This window comes from Moryella indoligenes (assembly GCF_030812885.1).
GTDB classification, from domain to species: domain Bacteria; phylum Bacillota; class Clostridia; order Lachnospirales; family Lachnospiraceae; genus Moryella; species Moryella indoligenes.
This window is the reverse complement of record NZ_JAUSTO010000001.1, coordinates 66,068-84,714: the sequence shown is the minus strand read 5'-3', so window position 1 is coordinate 84,714 and position 18,647 is coordinate 66,068. Positions and strand designations below refer to the sequence as shown.

Genomic DNA, 18,647 nt, shown 5'->3' with positions numbered 1-18,647 from the left:
ACTTCGAAAAAAGTGCGAAAAGGAGGCGACTTTTTTTATGGCAAATCAGGTAATGAGAATCACGTTGAAGGCGTACGATCACAAGCTGGTTGATCAGTCTGCCGGAAAAATCGTCGACACGGTGAAGAGAACGGGAGCAAAGGTTTCCGGTCCGGTTCCGCTGCCGACCAAGAAGGAGGTTGTTACCATCCTTCGTGCGGTTCACAAGTATAAGGACAGCCGTGAGCAGTTCGAGCAGAGAACCCACAAGAGACTCATCGATGTCCTGACTCCGACCGACAAGACTGTGGATGCACTGTCCCGTCTTGAGATGCCGGCCGGTGTTCACATCGACATCAAGATGAAAACAAAATAATATCCTGCTCTAGTATGAACGTCCCCGGACGTTCCGCTGTAGGATAAACAGGAGGTCAAACATGAAGAAGGCAATACTTGCAACAAAGGTCGGTATGACTCAGATCTACAATGAGGCTGGCGTTCTGATTCCGGTAACTGTGCTTCAGGCCGGTCCCTGCGTGGTCACGAGAGTCAAGACCCAGGAGAATGATGGTTATGATTCCGTTCAGGTCGCTTACGGTGAGATCCGCGCCAAGCTTGTGAACAAGCCGGACGCAGGTCAGCTTGAGAAGGCCGGGATTGAGAAGCAGGTCGTGAAGAAGGGCGAGGGCCAGAGAGAGGTCTACGCAGCGGGCCGCTTCTTAAGAGAGTTCCGTTTTGAGAATTCCGCAGATTACAAGGTAAAGGACGAGATCAAGGCAGATATCTTCGCTGCCGGCGATAAGGTCGATGCCACTGCGATTTCCAAGGGAAAGGGCTTCCAGGGCGCAATCAAGAGGCACGGACAGTCCCGCGGACCGATGGCGCACGGCTCTAAGTTCCACCGCCACCAGGGTTCCAATGGTTCCTCTTCCGACCCGAGCCGCGTATTTAAGGGCAAGGGAATGCCTGGCCACATGGGTCATGTTCAGGTCACGACACAGAACCTTGAGGTGGTTCGCGTTGATGCCGAGAACAACCTGATTCTGGTGAAGGGCGCTGTTCCGGGATCCAGAAAGGCTCTGGTAACCCTCAAAGAGACCGTAAAGGCCAGAAAGTAATTCGAGAGGAAAGGAGGAAAGCTTAAAATGGCAAATGTATCTGTTTTTAATACAGACGGACAGGAAGTCGGCAAGATCGACTTGAATGATGCGATCTTTGGCGTTGAGCTGAATGAGCATCTTGTACATATGGCGGTTGTCGCACAGCTTGCGAATATGCGTCAGGGCACCCAGAAAGCAAAGACTCGTTCCGAGGTTTCCGGAGGCGGAAGGAAGCCGTGGAGACAGAAGGGAACCGGTCACGCGAGACAGGGCTCCACGCGAGCTCCGCAGTGGAAGGGCGGCGGCGTCGTATTTGCTCCGACCCCGAGAGATTACACCATGACCCTGAACAAGAAGGAGAAGAGACATGCACTCAAGTGCGCGCTCTCCAGCCGCGTTCAGGAGAATAAGTTCATCGTGGTTGACGATTTCGGCATGGCTGAGATTAAGACCAAGAAGATGGTTGAAACCCTTAAGAATCTGAAGGTAGAGAAGGCCCTGGTTGTCGCTCCGGAGGGAGAGATGAACACTGTGCTTTCCGCAAGAAATATCGCGGGTGTCAAGACTGCTTCCCCGAAGACCATCAATGTGTACGATATCCTGAAGTACAATACGGTTGTGGCTTCCAAGGCAGCTGTCTCCGCAATTGAGGAGGTATACGCATAATGGCAAGCATTCAGTACTATGATGTGATCCTCAAGCCGCTTGTTACCGAGAAGAGCATGGCCGGAATGGGCGAGAAGAAGTACAGCTTCCTCGTTCACCCGGAGGCAAATAAGACCATGATTAAGGAAGCGGTTGAAAAGATGTTTGCAGGAACCAAGGTTGCTTCTGTGAACACCATGAACTGCCCGACCAAGACAAAGCGCAGAGGCGCTACCTATGGAAAGACAGCCAAGACTAAGAAGGCTATCGTTCAGCTGACGGCTGATTCCAAGGAGATCGAGGTGTTCCAGGGGCTCTAAAGAGCGCTTTATCACATATGAAGACGTTGTGCCTTTGACAGTACGCTTCACTATACATGAAGATGTCAAGCCTTTGGCAGTACGCTTCACTATACATGAAGACGTCAAGCCTTTGGCAGTACGCTTCACTATACATGAAAGCCGGATGCTTCGCATCCTCTGCCCGCATTCGCAGTTCGGCCCTTCGGCCCTCCTGCTCATGCGTTCAGCCCGTCAGATGTCCATGCAGTCGTGCGGATAAATCCGTCTCCTGCATGTCCGCCTTCCGGGACTTTCATGACATATACGGTGCAAATCCGTGATAAAAAACTAAAGGAGAGAACAATGGGAATCAAGAAGTATACCGCGTATACCCCGTCCAGAAGAAATATGACGGGATCCGATTTCGCCGAGATCACGAAATCCACGCCGGAGAAGTCCCTCGTTGAGGCTCTGAGAAAGAATGCCGGCCGCAACGCACAGGGCAAGATTACCGTCAGACACAGAGGCGGCGGCTCCAGAAGAAAATACAGAATCATTGATTTCAAGAGAAATTCCAAGGACAACATCCCGGCAAAGGTTGTTGCAATTGAGTACGATCCGAACAGAACGGCGAATATCGCCCTCATCTGCTATGCAGACGGCGTGAAGTCCTACATCCTTGCTCCGGAGGGGCTGAAGATTGGACAGACCGTTATGAGCGGAGACAAGGCTGAGGCGAGAGTCGGCAACTGCCTTCCGCTTGCGCTGATTCCGGTCGGCGCCGAGATCCACAACATCGAGCTTCAGCCGGGCAAGGGTGCTCAGCTTGCGAGAGCTGCGGGCATTACCGCTCAGCTCATGGCAAAGGAAGGCAAGTACGCAACTCTGCGTCTTCCGTCCGGTGAGATGAGAATGGTTCCGATCAACTGCCGCGCAACGATAGGCAGCGTCGGAAACGGCGATCACAGCCTCATCAACCTTGGTAAGGCCGGAAGAAAGAGACACATGGGCATTCGTCCGCACGTCAGAGGTTCTGTCATGAACCCGAACGACCATCCGCACGGCGGTGGTGAGGGAAGAGCTCCGATCGGACGCCCGGGTCCCTGCACACCGTGGGGCAAGCCTGCGATGGGTCTCAAGACCAGAAAGAAGAACAAGCATTCCAACAAGCTGATTGTCAGAAGAAGAAACGGCAAGTCCGGTTCTGCAGCAAACTAACAGGAGGGGAGAAAACAGATGGCACGTTCACTGAAAAAAGGGCCCTTTGCAGACGCAAGCCTGCTCAAGAAGGTCGAAGAAATGAACAACTCTGGCCAGAAGAATGTCATTAAGACCTGGTCCCGCCGCTCCACGATCTTCCCGGCTATGGTCGGACTGACGATCGCGGTACACGACGGAAGAAAGCATGTTCCGGTATATATTACTGAGGATATGGTAGGACATAAGCTCGGCGAGTTTGTTGCGACCAGAACCTACAGAGGACATGGCGCAGACGAGAAAAAAGTCGGGTCGCCCAGATAATAAGAAAGGTTTGAAAGGAGGGTTTCAAAATGGCTAAAGGACATAGAGCCCAGATTAAAAGAGAAAGAAACGCACAGAATGATAAGAGACCGTCTGCAAAGCTTTCTTACGCGAGAATCCCGGTGCAGAAGGCATGCTTTGTGCTTGATGCAATCAGAGGTAAGGACGTACAGACTGCTCTCGGCATCTTATCCTACAATCCCAGATACGCTTCCAGCGTAATCAAGAAGCTCCTGGAGTCCGCAATTGCGAACGCAGAGAACAACAACAATATGCAGGCAGACAAGCTCTACGTAGCGGAGTGCTATGCCGGCGACGGCCCCATCATGAAGAGAATTCATCCCAGAGCACAGGGAAGAGCGTACAGAATCTTCAAGAGAATGAGCCACATCACGGTTGTTCTGGACGAAAGGTGAGGAGGTAAAGAATGGGACAGAAAGTTAACCCGCACGGCTTAAGAGTCGGCGTTATCAAGGACTGGAATTCCAGATGGTACGCGGAGGGCGATTTCGCGGACAATCTTGTCGAGGACTACAACATCAGAAAGTTCCTGAAGAAGAAGCTGTATGCCTCCGGCGTGAGCGACATCGAGATAGAGCGCGCCTCCGACAGAGTCCGCATCATCATCCACACTGCGAAGCCGGGCGTTGTGATCGGCAAGCAGGGCGCGGAGATTGAGAAGCTGAAGAAGGAAGTTGCAAAGCTTACCGAGAAGAAGGTTTTCATCGACATCAAGGAAGTCAGAAGACCGGACAGAGAGGCTCAGCTCGTCGCAGAGAACATTGCGCAGCAGCTTGAGAACAGAACCTCCTTCCGTCGCGCGATGAAGTCTTCCATGCAGAGAAGCATGAAGTCCGGCATACTCGGAATCAAGACCTGCTGCTCCGGCCGTCTTGGCGGTGCAGATATTGCGAGAAGTGAGTTCTACTCTGAGGGAACCATCCCGCTGCAGACCCTTCGTGCAGACATCGACTACGGCTTTGCTGAGGCGGATACCACCTATGGCAAGGTTGGCGTCAAGGTCTGGATCTACAAGGGCGAAGTTCTTCCGGCGAAGGCCGAGACCAGAGAAGGGAGCGCTAAATAATTATGTTAATGCCTAAGAGAGTCAAGCACAGAAAGCAGTTCCGCGGTTCCATGGCCGGCAAGGCGATGCGCGGCAACACAATTACTCACGGCTCCTACGGACTCGTTGCCACAGAGCCGTGCTGGATCAAGTCCAATCAGATCGAGGCTGCCCGTGTTGCGCTGACACGTTACACCAAGCGCGGCGGCAAGGTCTGGATCAAGGTATTCCCGGACAAGCCTGTCACCGCGAAGCCGGCTGAGACCCGAATGGGTTCCGGAAAGGGCAGCACGGAGTACTGGGTAGCTGTAGTTAAGCCGGGCCGCGTTCTCTTTGAGATCGACGGTGTCGCAGAGGCTGACGCGAAAGAGGCTCTCCGCCTTGCTATGCACAAGCTTCCCTGCAAGTGCAAAATCGCGTCCAAAGAAGATGTCAACGCAGGCGTGAGCGAAGCTTCCGCGGTGACTGCAGAAGGCGGTGAACAGAGTGAAAACGAATAAGTATGTCGAAGAATTAAGAGCTAAGAGTGCGGCAGAACTGAAGGATGAGCTGGTCTCCGCAAAGAAGGAGCTTTTCAACCTCAGATTCCAGAACGCGACCAGCCAGCTGGATAACACTGCGAGAATCAGCGAGGTTCGCAAGAACATCGCCAGAATCCAGACTGTTATCACTGAGCAGGCAAAAGCGTGAGCCGAAAGGAGATAAACCGTGGAAGAGAGAAATCTTAGAAAAACACGTGTCGGCAAGGTCGTCAGTGACAAGATGGATAAGACCATCACGGTTGCGGTTGAGGACCACGTAAAGCACCCGCTTTACGGCAAGATCATTAAGCAGACCAAGAAGTTCAAGGCTCACGATGAGAACAATGAGTGCAGAGTGGGCGACAGAGTCAAAATTATGGAGACAAGACCGCTTTCCAGAGACAAGAGATGGAGACTGGTCAAGATCGTCGAGAAGGCGAAATAATAGAGGCTTAGGAAGGAGTATCCGGCATGATTCAGCAGGAAACACGTTTGAAGGTTGCCGACAACACCGGTGCGAAGGAGCTCCTCTGCATCCGTGTTATGGGAGGATCTACCAGAAGATATGCCCATATCGGCGATATTATCGTAGCGTCCGTTAAAGATGCAACGCCGGGCGGCGTTGTCAAGAAGGGCGACGTTGTCAAGGCGGTCGTGGTTCGTACCGTACATAAGACCCGCCGTAAGGACGGTTCCTATATCACCTTTGATGAAAACGCAGCAGTTATCATCAAGGAGGATAAGACTCCTACGGGAACCCGTATCTTCGGGCCGGTTGCGAGAGAGCTTCGTGATAAGCAGTTCATGAAGATCATTTCCCTTGCTCCGGAAGTATTATAAGGAGGACCGCAATGCGTAAGATTAAGAAGGACGACACCGTTCAGATCATTTCCGGCAAGGACAGCGGAAAGAGCGGAAAGGTTTTACATGTAGATACAGCCAAGGACAGAGTGGTTGTCGAGGGCTGCAATATGATTCAGAAGCACACGAAGCCGAACGCTGCAAACCAGAACGGCGGAATCGTCACCAAAGAGGGTTCTATCCACATCTCCAATGTAATGCTTGTTGTGGACGGAAAGCCCACCAGAGTCGGATTTGAGATGAAGGACGGCAAGAAGGTCCGCGTCGCGAAGAAGACCGGTAAGGCAATCGACTGAGACGGAGAGGAGGAACATTCAAGGTGGCTAGATTAAAAGAAATCTACGACAACGAAATTGTCGCTAAGATGAAAGAGAAGTTCGGATACAAGAATCCGATGCAGGTTCCGAAGCTTAACAAGATTGTGATCAACATGGGCGTCGGCGAAGCGAAGGAGAACGTCAAGGTTCTTGAGGCTGCGGTGCGCGATCTCGAGATCATCTCCGGTCAGAAGGCTGTCATCACCAAGTCCAAGAAGTCCATTGCAAACTTCAAGATCCGTGAGGATATGCCGATCGGCTGCAAGGTTACGCTGCGCGGCGAGAAGATGTACGAGTTTGCTGATCGTCTGATCAACCTCGCACTTCCGCGTGTCCGTGACTTCAGAGGCGTTAACCCGAATGCGTTTGACGGCAGAGGAAACTATGCGCTCGGTATCAAGGAGCAGCTCATTTTCCCAGAAATCGAGTACGATAAGGTAGATAAGGTCCGCGGCATGGACATCATCTTCGTCACAACTGCAAATACCGACGAAGAGGCACGTTACCTGTTAACTCTGTTCAATATGCCGTTTTCCAAATAATCAGGAGGGTAAAGATTCATGGCTAAGAAGTCAATGAAGATCAAGCAGGCCCGTCCGGCAAAGTTCTCCACGAGAGAGTACAACCGTTGCAGAATCTGCGGACGTCCCCACGCTTATCTCAGAAAGTATGGTATTTGCCGTATCTGCTTCAGAGAGCTGGCTTACAAGGGTCAGATTCCGGGCGTTATGAAGGCAAGCTGGTAATTTGAGCTGATTGAATTCAACAGGAGGAAACATTCCATGACAACGAACGATCCGATTGCAGATATGCTTACGAGAATCCGCAATGCAAATACTGCAAAGCATGACGTGGTCGATGTCCCGGCTTCCAGAACAAAAATCGCGATCGCAGATATTCTGGTCAACGAGGGCTATATCGAGAAGTATGAGCTTGTTGAGAACGGCAACTTCAAGGATATCCGTATCACCCTGAAGTATGGCGCGACCAAGAACGAGCGCATCATCACAGGTCTTAAGAGAATTTCCAAGCCCGGTCTTCGCATCTATGCGGGCAAGGAAGATATGCCGAAGGTTCTCGGTGGCCTCGGCACAGCAATCATCTCTACAAACCAGGGCGTGATTACTGATAAGGAAGCACGTCGTCTAGGTGTAGGCGGTGAGGTTCTTGCATTTATCTGGTAATCGCTGATTACTGAATGAAGTGCAAATTATCCCCATTTAAAAGAAATAGGAGGAAATCGGCATGTCACGAATTGGAAGAATGCCTATCGCGATCCCGGAGGGCGTTACCGTAACGATCGCAGAAAATAATCTTGTGACTGTAAAAGGTCCTAAGGGTACGCTGGAGAGAGTACTTCCCGCAGAGATGACGATCAAGCAGGAAGGCAGCGAGATTATAGTTGAGAGACCGAACGATCTGAAGAGAAATAAGGCGCTTCACGGTCTCACAAGAACCCTGATCAAGAACATGGTCGTAGGCGTACACGAGGGATATGAGAAGGTTCTGGAGGTCAACGGTGTTGGCTACAGAGCTGCAAAGCAGGGATCGAAACTCGTCCTGTCCCTTGGTTACTCCCATCCGGTGGAGATGGAAGATCCGGAGGGTGTTACGACCGTACTTGAGGGTCAGAACATCATCAAGGTTCAGGGTATTGATAAAGAGAAAGTCGGACAGTACGCTGCAGTAATCCGTGAGAAGAGGGCGCCGGAGCCGTATAAGGGCAAGGGCATCAAGTATAAGACGGAGACCATCAGACGTAAAGTCGGTAAGACCGGTAAGAAATAATTAGGAGGGTATAAAGCATGGTAAGCAAAGAATCCAGAAAGGCTGTCCGGGCTAAGAAGCACTGGAGAATGCGCAGAACGCTTAGCGGAACCGCTATGAGACCGCGCCTGGCAGTTTTCAGAAGCAACAGCCATATGTACGCTCAGATTATTGACGACACGGTCGGTAAGACTCTTGTCGCCGCTTCCACGATTGAGAAGGAAGCAAAGAGCGCGCTCGAGCACACCAATACCGTTGAGGCTGCGGCTTATGTCGGCAAGCTCATCGCTGAGAGAGCTGCTGAGAAGGGTATTAAGGAAGTTATATTTGACAGAGGTGGATTCCTCTATACGGGTAAGATCCAGGCGCTTGCAGATGCTGCTCGCGAGGCTGGCTTACAATTCTAAGAGGGGGAATAGAGAACAATGGCAATGAATCGTGAAAGAAACGATCAGAAGAACTCTGAGTTCAATGACAAGGTTGTAGCCATCAAGCGTGTCAGCAAGACCGTCAAGGGCGGCCGCACGATGCGTTTCTCCGCTCTGGTTGTTGTCGGCGACGGCAAGGGCAGGGTCGGCGTCGGCCTTGGCAAGGCCGGAGAGGTTCCGGAGGCGATCCGTAAGGGCAAGGAAGCTGCAGTGAAGAATGTTGTCTCCATCGCAATTGATGAGAATAAGAGCATTCCGCACGATTTCATCGGAAGATTCGGCAGCGCGTCCGTTCTCTTAAAGAGAGCTCCTGAAGGTAACGGTATCATCGCTGGCGGCCCGGTGCGTGCGGTAGTTGAGCTTGCGGGTATCCAGAACATTCGTACCAAGTCTCTGGGCTCCAACAACAAGACCAATGTCGTTCTCGCGACGCTGGCGGGCCTGACCGCTATCCGCACTCCGGAGGAGATTGCGAAGAGACGCGGCAAGTCTGTAGAAGAGATTCTGGGCTGAAGAGGAGGACAAACAAATGGCTAAGAAGCTTAATATCACTCTGGTCAAGTCCCCGATCGGCGCTATCCCGAAGCAGAGAGCAACGGTGGTGGCTCTGGGCCTGACCAAGATGCACAAGACAGTTACGATGCCGGACAATGATGCTGTGAGAGGCATGGTTTGGCACGTGAGACATCTTGTCAAAGTCGAAGAAGTTGAAGCGTAATTTATAGATTAATGGAGGTGCAGTCATGGATTTATCTAATTTAAGACCGGCTGAGGGTTCCGTCCATTCTGATAATTTCAGACGCGGACGCGGACACGCTTCCGGCAACGGTAAGACTGCCGGTAAGGGACATAAGGGCCAGAAAGCTCGTTCCGGAGCACCGAGACCGGGCTTTGAGGGAGGCCAGATGCCTCTGTACAGACGCATTCCGAAGCGTGGCTTCAAGAACCGCAATACCAAGGATATCGTTTCGATCAATGTCGATATGCTTGAGAAACTTGAAGCGGGCAGTGAAGTGACGGCGGAGACCCTGATTCAGGCAGGTATTATCTCTCATGCCCGTGATGGGATCAAGATTCTTGGAAACGGCGAGCTCACGAAGAAGCTGAGCGTTAAGGTCAATGCTTTCAGCGAGAGCGCAAAGGCGAAAATTGAAGCTGTAGGCGGTACCTGCGAGGTGATCTGAGATGCTGAAGAGTCTCCAAAACGCACTGAAGATCAAGGAAACTCGTAATCGTCTGCTTTATACGTTTATGATGTTGGTTGTGATCCGCTTCGGAAGCAACCTGCCCATCCCCGGCGTTAACACGGAGTATCTGAAGAATTTCTTTGAGCAGCAGCGTCAGGCAACCGGTAATGCGTTCAGCTTTTTCAGCGCCATTACCGGTGGCTCCTTTGAGCAGATGAGTGTGCTGGCGCTCAGCATTACCCCCTACATCACCTCCTCTATTATCATGGAGCTGATGACCATCGCGATTCCGAAGCTCGAGGAGCTGCAGCGCGAGGGGCAGGAGGGGAGAAAGCAGATGCTGAGCTACACGAGGTATCTGACCGTGGCACTGGCTCTGATTGAGTCAATCGCCATGGCAGTGGGCTTCGGCAGTCAGGGCCTGCTCTATCACTTCGGACCGAAGAGCGTCCTCGTAGCAATTTCTGCTATGACGGCAGGAAGTGCCTTCCTCATGTGGATCGGCGAGCGCATCACAGAGAAGGGAGTCGGAAACGGTATCTCTATCGTTCTTCTGATTAATATTATTTCCTCTCTGCCGAGAGATCTCGGCACGCTCTGGGAGCGCTTTGTTGTGAACAGCAAGTCTGTGGCGACCGCGGTCGTTGCGCTGCTGATCATCGCAGCGTGCTTGCTCCTCATGGTGGTGTTCACGGTGCTGCTCTGCGACGCGGAGCGTCATATTCCGGTGCAATATACTGCAAAGGTGCAGGGGCGCCGCATGATGGGCAGCGGACAGTCCGCCGAGATCCCGCTGAAGGTCAATACCGCAGGTGTCATTCCGGTGATTTTTGCCAGCTCGCTGATGTCCTTCCCGGTGGTGATCGCACAGTTCTTTCCCATTGATTACACCAGTATTCCGGGGAAGCTGCTGATGCTTCTGAATTCCTCAAACTGGCTGAAGATGGACAGACCGGTGTATTCCATCGGATTGCTGATCTACATTGTGTTGATTATTCTGTTCGCTTACTTCTATACCTCAATCACTTTTAATCCGCTTGAGGTCGCGAACAACATGAAGAAGTCAGGCGGCTTCATTCCGGGCATACGTCCGGGAAAGCCGACGAGCGACTATCTGAGCAAAATTCTGAATTACGTTATTTTCCTCGGCGCGACAGGTCTCACGATTGTTGCTGTGGTTCCGATCATCATATCGGGTTTCTTTAATATCAGCAGCCTGTCGTTTACCGGAAACTCGCTGATCATCATTGTCGGTGTCATTATTGAGACGCTGAAGTCCATTGAGTCCACCATGCTGGTGAGAAACTACAGAGGCTTCTTGAGCGAGTGAGGCAGAGCTGAGGGGCAGGGCTCCATCGGAACTTCCGGCCCGGCTGTATCTGTGCTGGGTCGGATTCATCTGTGAGGGAGGCAGCTATGAAGATCGTAATGCTGGGCGCCCCCGGCGCCGGTAAGGGAACACAGGCAAAGAAAATTGCGGAGCGCTATAACCTTCCGCATATCTCCACCGGAGATATCTTCCGGGTCAATATCAAGGCTGGGACGGAGCTGGGCCGGAAGGCGAAGAGCTATATTGACCAGGGCGCGCTCGTACCGGATGAGGTGACCATCGGAATGCTGATGGATCGCATCCATGAGGAGGATTGCAGCAACGGCTATGTTCTGGATGGCTTTCCGCGTACCATCCCGCAGGCAGAGAGCCTCACAGAGGCACTGCAGCGCGAGGGAGAGCGCATTGACAGAGCAATCAATATCGACGTACCGGATGAGCACATCGTTCACAGGATGAGCGGACGCAGAGTCTGCACACACTGTGGGGCGACTTATCACATCATATTCAATCCCAGCAGCAGAGAGGGCGTATGCGATCTCTGCGGAGGAGAGCTGATCCTTCGGGATGACGACCGGCCGGAGACCGTTGAGAAGCGGCTTCAGGTCTACCACGAACAGACCAAACCTCTCATTGATTACTATGCGGGACAGCAGGTGCTGAAGACGGTGGACGGAACGCAGGATATGGAGCAAGTTTTTGCCGATATACAGGCAGTTCTCTGAGTCAGGAGTGAAAAATGGCAGTAACGGTAAAATCAGAACACGAAATTCAGCTGATGCGCGAGGCAGGAGAGATCCTTGCAAAGGTACATGAGGAGCTCCACGAGGTGCTGAAGCCAGGGATGACGACCTTTGAGGTAAACCGGATCTGTGAGAAGCTGATCCGCGGATATGACTGCCTCCCCTCTTTTCTGGGCTATGAGGGCTATCCCGCCAGTGTCTGCGTCTCGGTCAATGATGAGATTGTTCACGGCATCCCATCGAAGAAGCGCGTGCTGAGAGAAGGCGATATCGTGAGCCTTGATACCGGAGTTATATGGAAGGGCTGGCAGAGCGACGCGGCGCGCACCTGGGCCATCGGTGAGATATCAGCGGAGGCACAGAAGCTCATTGATGTGACGCGGGAGTCCTTCTTTGAGGGAATTAAATACGCCAGGGCAGGCAATCATCTCAATGATATCTGCGCGGCGATCGGAGATTACGCAGAGAGCAGAGGTTACGGAGTGGTTCGCGACCTGGTGGGACATGGCATCGGAACGGAGATGCACGAGGACCCGGAGGTTCCGAATTTCCGGATGCGCTTCAAGGGAATACGGCTTCAGGCCGGTATGACCCTGGCGATTGAGCCGATGATCACACTCGGCGGCTACGAAGTAAACTGGGGAGATGACGGCTGGACTGTCACAACTGCGGACGGAAGTCTCGCATCTCACTATGAAAACACGATCCTGATCACAGAAGGTGAACCGGAGATCCTGTCTCTGAGATCCGGCTCTGCGGCAAATGTTTAAATGCTGAAAGGATTCATGAATGTCAAAAACTGACGTTATCCAGCTGGAGGGTAAAGTAGTAGAAAAGCTGCCGAATGCCATGTTTCAGGTTGAGCTTGAAAACGGGCATCAGGTTCTGGCACATATCAGCGGCAAGCTGCGTATGAACTATATTCGTATTCTTCCGGGAGATCGCGTGACTGTAGAGCTTTCACCCTACGATCTGAATAAGGCGAGAATCACCTGGAGAAATAAATAAATTATCTGTCCGGTTGCAAAGAACCGCTTGCATAAGAAATATGTGGGTGGTATACTGTTTTGGCGACTTTGTTGGCAGATGAAAGGAGTATCACACAATGAAAGTCAGATCTTCAGTCAAGCCGATGTGCGAAAAGTGCAAAGTCATCAAAAGAAAGGGCTCTATCAGAATCATCTGCGAGAACCCGAAGCACAAGCAGAGACAAGGCTAAGACGCATTAAGAAATCTACAAGGAGGAAGACAGCACAATGGCTCGTATTTCAGGCGTTGATTTACCGAGAGAGAAGCGTGTGGAAATCGGACTCACCTATATTTATGGTATCGGTGTGACGAGCTCCAACAGAATTCTGTCTCAGGCCGAAGTGGATCCGAACACGAGAGTGAAGGATCTCACCGATGACGAGGTTAAGAGAATTGCTGAAGTGATTGCCGAGACCCAGATTGTCGAGGGTGATCTGAGAAGACAGACCGCCATGGACATCAAGAGACTCACAGAGATCGGCTGCTATCGCGGAATTCGTCATCGCAAGAGCTTGCCCTGCCGCGGTCAGAAGACCAAGACAAACGCAAGAACCTGCAAAGGCCCGAGAAAGACCGTTGCTAATAAGAAGAAGTAATTTTAGTAACTGCAGAATCGAATCACGTTGTATGTTTTAATAACAGGAACGGCAAGATTCATTTCAGAGTACACGAGAAAGTAGGTTAGTTTAATGGCAAAGCAAATGTCAAACGCGAAGAAGGCTTCGGCCAAGAGACGCGTTAAGAAAAACGTTGAACGCGGCCAGGCGCACATTCAGTCTTCGTTTAACAATACCATTGTTACGCTGACTGATCTCCAGGGAAATGCTCTTTCCTGGGCAAGTGCGGGTGGTTTGGGATTCAGAGGTTCAAAGAAATCTACTCCGTACGCAGCATCCATTGCTGCGGAAACTGCCGCAAAAGCAGCTATCGTTCATGGATTAAAATCTGTCGACGTTATGGTTAAGGGTCCGGGTTCTGGTCGTGAAGCTGCGATTCGCGCACTTTCTGCTTGCGGAATCGAAGTAACCAGCATCAAGGATGTGACCCCGGTGCCGCATAATGGTTGCCGTCCGCCGAAGCGTAGAAGAGTATAATCAGGAGGTAGAATACAGTGGCAGTTAACAGAGTTCCTGTTCTTAAAAGATGCAGATCCCTCGGTCTTGAACCCGGTTTCATGGGCATCGATAAGAGATCAAACAGAGAATTAAGAAGAGCCAACCGTAAGATGAGTGAGTACGGAAGCCAGCTGCGCGAGAAGCAGAAGGCAAAGTTCATCTACGGTGTGTTGGAGAAGCCGTTCCGCAATTACTTTGTGAAGGCTTCCAATATGAAGGGGCAGGTCGGTGAAAACCTCATGGTGCTCCTTGAGAGCAGACTTGACAATGTCATCTTCCGTCTGGGCTTCGCAAGAACCAGACGTGAGGCGAGACAGATTGTCGGTCACAGACACGTACTTGTGAACGGCAAGATCGTGAACATTCCCTCCTGCCTCATCAAGGCCGGAGACACGATTGAAATTAAGGAGAGAGCTAAGTCCTCCGAGAGATATAAGGAAATCCTTGAGATGACCGCCGGCCGCATTGTTCCGGCTTGGCTTGAGTCTGATAAGGAGAACCTGAAGGGTGCTGTCAAGGCGCTTCCGTCCCGTGAGGAGATTGACGTTCCGGTTGACGAGCTGCAGATCGTCGAGTTGTACTCCAAGTAATTAACGCATTGAACCGTATACGGATTCCGCTTTTTCCGGCGGCGGACTGCTTCTGCCCCGGCAATACAGGCGGAATCTGTATATGTCTATTTAGTAGAAGTTATTTGTTTGGCCAACAAAAGGGAGGTATCATTCTTGTTCGATTTTGAAAAACCAAACATTGAGATTGCTGAGATCTCCGATGACAAAAAGTTTGGCCGATTCGTGTGTGAACCGCTTGAGAGAGGCTATGGTCTGACTCTCGGCAATTCCCTTAGAAGAATCATGCTCTCCTCTCTGCCGGGTACCGCGGTAAGCCAGGTGAAGATTGATGGTGTTCTGCATGAGTTTTCATCGATTCCTCATATCAAGGAGGATGTGACAGAGATTGTGATGAATATCAAGAGTCTCTGCATCAAGAATTCCTCCAGCTCTTCCGATCCGAAGACGGCTTATATTGATTTTGAGGGCGAGGGCGTTGTCACCGCGGCGGATATTCAGTGTGATTCGGATATAGAGATTTTAAATAAGGATCAGGTGATTGCGACGATCTCCGGTGGAAGCACGCGCTTTGCTGCGGAGCTGACGATCACCAATGGCCGCGGCTACGTGAGCGCGGAGAAGAATAAGGCAAGTGAGGATCTTCCGATCGGCGTTCTTGCCGTAGACTCCATCTACACACCGGTAGAGCGTGTCAATATGCACGTCGAGAATACCCGTGTGGGGCAGATGACAGACTACGATAAGCTGACCCTCGACGTCTTTACTGATGGGACGCTGGGACCGGATGAGGCGATGAGTCTTGCGGCCAAGGTGCTCTCTGAGCATCTGAGCCTTTTTATCGATCTCTCTGAGAGCGCACGGAAGGTTGAAGTTATGTCTGAAAAGAAGAGCGATGAGAAGGAGAAGGTTCTCGAGATGAATATCGATGAGCTGGAGCTTTCTGTTCGCTCCTACAACTGCCTGAAGAGGGCTGGAATCAACACAGTGGAGGAGCTCATCAACAAGAGCCCTGAGGATATGATGAAGGTCAGAAACCTCGGGAAGAAGTCTCTTGATGAGGTGCTTGAGAAGCTGAGTGAGCTGAATCTCCAGCTGAAGCAGGGAGACGAAGTACAGTAATGCTTTCGGGCGGCTATGCCCGGATTCATATACCGCGGCCGTGAGGCTCTGCCTCGACGGTACTATATCTATGTGTGTATTCGGTAAGCCCGGAAGTGCTCGGATGCACGCTCCCAGACGGAGGAAAAAACAATGGCAAAGTACAGAAAGCTCGGACGCAGCTCCAGTGTAAGACGCGCACTCTTAAGAAGCCAGGTCACTGCGCTGATTGCGAACGGAAAGATTGTCACCACCGAGGCGAGAGCCAAGGAAGTCAGAAAGTTCGTTGAGCCGCTGATTGCACTTGCGGTTCGCGAGAAGGATAACTTCGAGACTGTCACGGTTACCGCCAAGGTTCCGAAGAAGGACGCAAACGGCAAGAGAGTGAAGGAAGAGCGCGACGGTAAGAAGGTCGTGGTCTACGACGAGGTTCAGAAGGAGATCAAGAAGGACAAGCCGTCCAGAATGGTTGCCAGAAGAAAGATGCTTGCACAGCTCTATGATGTAACTGAGGTGGATTCCAAGAGAAAGAAGGACAGCAAGAAGGTAGATCTTGTTGCGAAGCTCTTTGATGAGTATGGTCCGAAGTATGCTGGAAGAAACGGTGGGTACACCCGCATCGTGAAGATCGGCCTGAGAAAGGGCGATGCAGCGATGGAGGTCCTGCTGGAGCTCATCTGAAGTGCGGGCTGAATAAAGCAAATATGGAACCGGAGAACGCCGTCGAAAGATGGCGTTCTTTTCGCATTGTACAGGGGAAATTTCTTTGTAACGGAAGCTTACGATAAGCACAAGAAATCTGTAAGTTATTCTGAGCATTCGCTGCGATATAATAAAAATAAAGAAAGGCTGCCTCAAGCGAAGGACCGCGGTTCAAGGAGCGGTTCTTTGAAACCAGGGATTTGACACGGGAAAGAATTGCATAGAAGGAGAGGAATACCATGAAATACAGCAGAAAGTGGTTGTACGTCCTGCTTGCAGCGCTCTTTGCGCTGCTCGGAGCCTGCACCGCCTACGCCTCTTCAGAGGAGAAGCTTCGCAGCGTGACCATACATGTGAAGAGTCGGGTGGAAGCGGGTGATGTGCTCTATCGCGATGATATCGTCTTTGATGAGCCGGAGCGGGGAGAGATCGGTGTCTGGGTGGATTCGGACAAGTACAGTCTGGATTCCGCCAAAATAGTCGAGGGCAGCAGCCGTGACCTGACAGTTGGACAGGAAATCAAGCTGAAGCTGGTGCTCAGCATTACGGACGATGACTATATCTTTAAGAGTGGCTTCGGAAGGAGCAATGTAAAGCTCAGCGGAAGCGCCGCGACCGTTGCGGAGGTGCGGCGCTCTGCGAAGAAGCTCACAGTGACTGTGCGTCTTCGTGGAATCAAGGGCAATTATGACAGTCCCGCCGATGCGGAGTGGAGCAGAAATGAGCGAGGCAAGGCGCGCTGGAGCAGCGCGGAGGATGGCAGCGGTTATTACGAGCTTCTTTTAAAGCGCGGAGGCAGCATCATCAAGCGCGTCTATGACTACAGCGGGCGCAGCTACAACTTCTATCCTTATATGACAAAGGCGGGGCGCTATGAGTTCCGTGTGCGCACTGTGCCGCATACAGAGGAGGAAAAGCGCTACGGAAAGAATTCCGAGTGGGTGGAGTCCGACAGCCTGTATATCGAGTCCTGGGAGGTTTCAGACGGCAGTGGCGCCGTCTGGGAGGACGAGCACGGCAATGCAGGCCCCTCTGCGGGACAGGTCGGCTGGTATCAGACAAATGGCATGTGGCATTATCGCTATCCGAACGGCGTAGAGAAGAGAAATGGCTGGGAGCTGATTCAGGGACTCTGGTATTACTTCGATGGAAACGGCAGTATGCAGATCGGCTGGCTGAAGTCCGGCATGGGCTGGTATTATCTGGGGCCGGACGGCGCGATGCGTGTTGGTTGGCAGGATATCAACGGAAGCTGGTACTATCTTGAGGAGGACAGCGGGAAGCATTATGGCCTGATGGCTGCGGAGACGCTGGTAGTGCGCGATGGGAAGGTCTATTATGTCGACAAAGATGGCAGACAGCTGCGCGGGTGGCAGCAGGCGGGCGGCTACTGGCGCTACTTTGACCCGACAAGCGGAGAGATGGTGCGGGACAGAGTGATTGACACCTTCCATGTGGACGAGGACGGAATCTGGAGACAATAAGGGAAGGCTGCTGAGAACAGAGAGGTAAGCTGTTTTGGGGAGCTCAGAGCTAAAGGGATGAATCATATGACGGGACAGGGGAAAAAGAATATTACAGCCGCACTCATCGCGCTGTTTCGGGCAAGAGACAGTCTCCCCAAGGAGCGTAGTTGCCGAGGAAGCCGATAGTGACTCCCAAGGTTTGTGCCGTGAGACGCAGGCGGGACGGGAGCATCACCCGCTTTGTAAGACGCAGTCCGTACTGAGTTAAGGCTTTGGTGCCTCCGGCGAGATATCCCGCCGGGGGCACTAGTGCTTTGGATCATCAAAAAAACTGTCGCCCCGGGTGCAAGGAAGCACTCAGGGCGACAGTTTTCTGATCAGAGCTTTTCCTGAAGAGCCGAAGACTCACCACTCGTGAATCTTCACCATCTTTCCATCCTCATCCACATCATAGTTCAGAACCTTGGTGTTGGTAGCAAGGATCCCCGTATCGGGATCGAAGTAGTACCACTCACCCTTGATTTTGTCCCATCCGTGATTCATCTCACCCTTGTTGAAGTAATAGAGATTGCTGTCTTTATCGGAGATCCATCCGGTGACCGGCTTGCCGTCTGTTCCTGTGCAGGTGACGCCCTCCGCAGTCTCGGTGAGCACATAGCTGCTGCTGTCCAGCACCGCGTGCATCGCGAACGCAGGAAGCGCCTGAGATATGGAAAGGGCCAGAGCTAACATAATAGCAGCCCGTGTTCTTATGAAATTCATGGTCAGCCCCTCCTTTCTTTGATCTACGCTCATTATAGCAAGTTTATTCGCGCTGAAAAGAGGGTTACGAGGAGTGTAAGAACATCGTAAGATATTGAACATGATTGCGGGATGAGGGAGTATGGGCTATACTTTACCCGTACAGGGAAGCAGCGAT

33 protein-coding genes are annotated in these 18,647 nt (G+C 51.9%); 32 read left to right on the top strand and 1 reads right to left on the bottom strand.

What is annotated here, in order from left to right; genetic code table 11:
- Positions 1-37 precede the first annotated feature (37 nt).
- The 32 genes from rpsJ (at position 38) to J2S20_RS00265 (ending at position 17,746) form a co-directional block, all read left to right on the top strand.
- Positions 38-355: a 30S ribosomal protein S10 gene (rpsJ, locus tag J2S20_RS00420; RefSeq protein WP_106612414.1), complete on the top strand. Its 318-nt coding sequence runs from the start codon at positions 38-40 to the stop codon at positions 353-355.
- A 61-nt stretch (positions 356-416) separates the two neighbouring features.
- A complete protein-coding gene (gene rplC, locus J2S20_RS00415) occupies positions 417-1,097 on the top strand; it encodes a 50S ribosomal protein L3 (protein ID WP_307251854.1) in 681 nt (226 codons plus the stop codon).
- A 27-nt stretch (positions 1,098-1,124) separates the two neighbouring features.
- Entirely contained in the window at positions 1,125-1,745 is a 621-nt protein-coding gene (gene rplD, locus J2S20_RS00410) for a 50S ribosomal protein L4 (RefSeq protein WP_106612412.1), read from the top strand.
- On the top strand, positions 1,745-2,044 hold the full coding sequence (rplW, locus tag J2S20_RS00405; protein WP_106612411.1) for a 50S ribosomal protein L23: 300 nt from the start codon (positions 1,745-1,747) through the stop codon (positions 2,042-2,044). Before rplD ends, rplW begins: the two co-directional genes overlap by 1 nt.
- A 324-nt stretch (positions 2,045-2,368) precedes the next feature.
- A complete protein-coding gene (gene rplB / locus J2S20_RS00400; protein WP_307251850.1) occupies positions 2,369-3,223 on the top strand; it encodes a 50S ribosomal protein L2 in 855 nt (284 codons plus the stop codon).
- A gap of 18 nt (positions 3,224-3,241) precedes the next feature.
- The gene (gene rpsS, locus J2S20_RS00395; protein ID WP_106612409.1) at positions 3,242-3,526 is read left to right on the top strand and encodes a 30S ribosomal protein S19; all 285 of its coding nucleotides are present in this window, start codon (positions 3,242-3,244) and stop codon (positions 3,524-3,526) included.
- Between the two features lie 29 nt (positions 3,527-3,555).
- The gene (gene rplV / locus J2S20_RS00390; protein ID WP_106612408.1) at positions 3,556-3,942 is read left to right on the top strand and encodes a 50S ribosomal protein L22; all 387 of its coding nucleotides are present in this window, start codon (positions 3,556-3,558) and stop codon (positions 3,940-3,942) included.
- An 11-nt stretch (positions 3,943-3,953) separates the two neighbouring features.
- A complete protein-coding gene (rpsC, locus tag J2S20_RS00385) occupies positions 3,954-4,613 on the top strand; it encodes a 30S ribosomal protein S3 (RefSeq protein WP_106612407.1) in 660 nt (219 codons plus the stop codon).
- 2 nt (positions 4,614-4,615) lie between these two features.
- Positions 4,616-5,092, top strand: coding sequence for a 50S ribosomal protein L16 (gene rplP / locus J2S20_RS00380; RefSeq protein ID WP_106612406.1), 477 nt, complete (start codon positions 4,616-4,618; stop codon positions 5,090-5,092).
- Entirely contained in the window at positions 5,079-5,282 is a 204-nt protein-coding gene (gene rpmC, locus J2S20_RS00375; protein ID WP_106612405.1) for a 50S ribosomal protein L29, read from the top strand. The genes rplP and rpmC overlap by 14 nt, the downstream gene beginning before the upstream one ends.
- An 18-nt stretch (positions 5,283-5,300) precedes the next feature.
- Complete coding sequence (gene rpsQ, locus J2S20_RS00370) at positions 5,301-5,558, top strand: 30S ribosomal protein S17 (protein WP_106612404.1); 258 nt, start codon at positions 5,301-5,303, stop codon at positions 5,556-5,558.
- Positions 5,559-5,584: 26 nt separating this feature from the next.
- Complete coding sequence (gene rplN, locus J2S20_RS00365) at positions 5,585-5,953, top strand: 50S ribosomal protein L14 (protein ID WP_106612403.1); 369 nt, start codon at positions 5,585-5,587, stop codon at positions 5,951-5,953.
- 11 nt (positions 5,954-5,964) lie between these two features.
- The gene (gene rplX, locus J2S20_RS00360) at positions 5,965-6,270 is read left to right on the top strand and encodes a 50S ribosomal protein L24 (RefSeq protein WP_106612402.1); all 306 of its coding nucleotides are present in this window, start codon (positions 5,965-5,967) and stop codon (positions 6,268-6,270) included.
- Positions 6,271-6,293: 23 nt separating this feature from the next.
- On the top strand, positions 6,294-6,833 hold the full coding sequence (gene rplE, locus J2S20_RS00355) for a 50S ribosomal protein L5 (RefSeq protein WP_106612401.1): 540 nt from the start codon (positions 6,294-6,296) through the stop codon (positions 6,831-6,833).
- Between the two features lie 18 nt (positions 6,834-6,851).
- The gene (locus J2S20_RS00350) at positions 6,852-7,037 is read left to right on the top strand and encodes a type Z 30S ribosomal protein S14 (protein ID WP_102906444.1); all 186 of its coding nucleotides are present in this window, start codon (positions 6,852-6,854) and stop codon (positions 7,035-7,037) included.
- A gap of 36 nt (positions 7,038-7,073) precedes the next feature.
- Positions 7,074-7,475 carry a 30S ribosomal protein S8 gene (gene rpsH, locus J2S20_RS00345; protein ID WP_106612400.1) on the top strand — a complete coding sequence of 134 codons (402 nt, stop codon included), beginning with the start codon at positions 7,074-7,076 and terminating at the stop codon, positions 7,473-7,475.
- Between the two features lie 61 nt (positions 7,476-7,536).
- Entirely contained in the window at positions 7,537-8,079 is a 543-nt protein-coding gene (gene rplF / locus J2S20_RS00340) for a 50S ribosomal protein L6 (protein WP_106612399.1), read from the top strand.
- A 17-nt stretch (positions 8,080-8,096) separates the two neighbouring features.
- Positions 8,097-8,465 (top strand): 50S ribosomal protein L18, encoded by a 369-nt coding sequence (rplR, locus tag J2S20_RS00335; protein ID WP_106612398.1) that lies wholly within the window; start codon positions 8,097-8,099, stop codon positions 8,463-8,465.
- A 24-nt stretch (positions 8,466-8,489) separates the two neighbouring features.
- A complete protein-coding gene (gene rpsE / locus J2S20_RS00330; protein WP_106612466.1) occupies positions 8,490-8,999 on the top strand; it encodes a 30S ribosomal protein S5 in 510 nt (169 codons plus the stop codon).
- A 16-nt stretch (positions 9,000-9,015) separates the two neighbouring features.
- Positions 9,016-9,204, top strand: coding sequence for a 50S ribosomal protein L30 (gene rpmD / locus J2S20_RS00325; RefSeq protein ID WP_106612397.1), 189 nt, complete (start codon positions 9,016-9,018; stop codon positions 9,202-9,204).
- A gap of 25 nt (positions 9,205-9,229) precedes the next feature.
- Positions 9,230-9,670 (top strand): 50S ribosomal protein L15, encoded by a 441-nt coding sequence (gene rplO / locus J2S20_RS00320; protein WP_307251831.1) that lies wholly within the window; start codon positions 9,230-9,232, stop codon positions 9,668-9,670.
- A 1-nt stretch (position 9,671) separates the two neighbouring features.
- Positions 9,672-11,003 (top strand): preprotein translocase subunit SecY, encoded by a 1,332-nt coding sequence (gene secY, locus J2S20_RS00315; RefSeq protein WP_106612395.1) that lies wholly within the window; start codon positions 9,672-9,674, stop codon positions 11,001-11,003.
- 86 nt (positions 11,004-11,089) lie between these two features.
- Entirely contained in the window at positions 11,090-11,728 is a 639-nt protein-coding gene (locus J2S20_RS00310) for an adenylate kinase (RefSeq protein WP_106612394.1), read from the top strand.
- 14 nt (positions 11,729-11,742) lie between these two features.
- Entirely contained in the window at positions 11,743-12,516 is a 774-nt protein-coding gene (gene map / locus J2S20_RS00305) for a type I methionyl aminopeptidase (protein ID WP_106612393.1), read from the top strand.
- 19 nt (positions 12,517-12,535) lie between these two features.
- Positions 12,536-12,754 carry a translation initiation factor IF-1 gene (gene infA / locus J2S20_RS00300; protein ID WP_106612392.1) on the top strand — a complete coding sequence of 73 codons (219 nt, stop codon included), beginning with the start codon at positions 12,536-12,538 and terminating at the stop codon, positions 12,752-12,754.
- Between the two features lie 97 nt (positions 12,755-12,851).
- On the top strand, positions 12,852-12,965 hold the full coding sequence (gene rpmJ / locus J2S20_RS00295; RefSeq protein ID WP_004604068.1) for a 50S ribosomal protein L36: 114 nt from the start codon (positions 12,852-12,854) through the stop codon (positions 12,963-12,965).
- A gap of 37 nt (positions 12,966-13,002) precedes the next feature.
- Positions 13,003-13,371, top strand: a complete 369-nt coding sequence (rpsM, locus tag J2S20_RS00290; protein ID WP_106612391.1) for a 30S ribosomal protein S13 — start codon at positions 13,003-13,005, stop codon at positions 13,369-13,371.
- Positions 13,372-13,476: 105 nt separating this feature from the next.
- Positions 13,477-13,869 (top strand): 30S ribosomal protein S11, encoded by a 393-nt coding sequence (gene rpsK / locus J2S20_RS00285; protein WP_330692712.1) that lies wholly within the window; start codon positions 13,477-13,479, stop codon positions 13,867-13,869.
- A gap of 17 nt (positions 13,870-13,886) precedes the next feature.
- Positions 13,887-14,480 (top strand): 30S ribosomal protein S4, encoded by a 594-nt coding sequence (gene rpsD / locus J2S20_RS00280; RefSeq protein ID WP_106612389.1) that lies wholly within the window; start codon positions 13,887-13,889, stop codon positions 14,478-14,480.
- A gap of 135 nt (positions 14,481-14,615) precedes the next feature.
- The gene (locus tag J2S20_RS00275) at positions 14,616-15,581 is read left to right on the top strand and encodes a DNA-directed RNA polymerase subunit alpha (protein ID WP_106612388.1); all 966 of its coding nucleotides are present in this window, start codon (positions 14,616-14,618) and stop codon (positions 15,579-15,581) included.
- A 132-nt stretch (positions 15,582-15,713) separates the two neighbouring features.
- Complete coding sequence (locus J2S20_RS00270; RefSeq protein ID WP_106612387.1) at positions 15,714-16,241, top strand: bL17 family ribosomal protein; 528 nt, start codon at positions 15,714-15,716, stop codon at positions 16,239-16,241.
- Between the two features lie 260 nt (positions 16,242-16,501).
- Positions 16,502-17,746 carry a hypothetical protein gene (locus J2S20_RS00265; RefSeq protein ID WP_307251800.1) on the top strand — a complete coding sequence of 415 codons (1,245 nt, stop codon included), beginning with the start codon at positions 16,502-16,504 and terminating at the stop codon, positions 17,744-17,746.
- 387 nt (positions 17,747-18,133) lie between these two features.
- On the opposite strand, the gene J2S20_RS00260 is transcribed toward J2S20_RS00265, so the two are convergent.
- Positions 18,134-18,490 carry a hypothetical protein gene (locus tag J2S20_RS00260; RefSeq protein ID WP_170065394.1) on the bottom strand — a complete coding sequence of 119 codons (357 nt, stop codon included), beginning with the start codon at positions 18,488-18,490 and terminating at the stop codon, positions 18,134-18,136.
- Between the last annotated feature and the right edge of the window lie 157 nt (positions 18,491-18,647).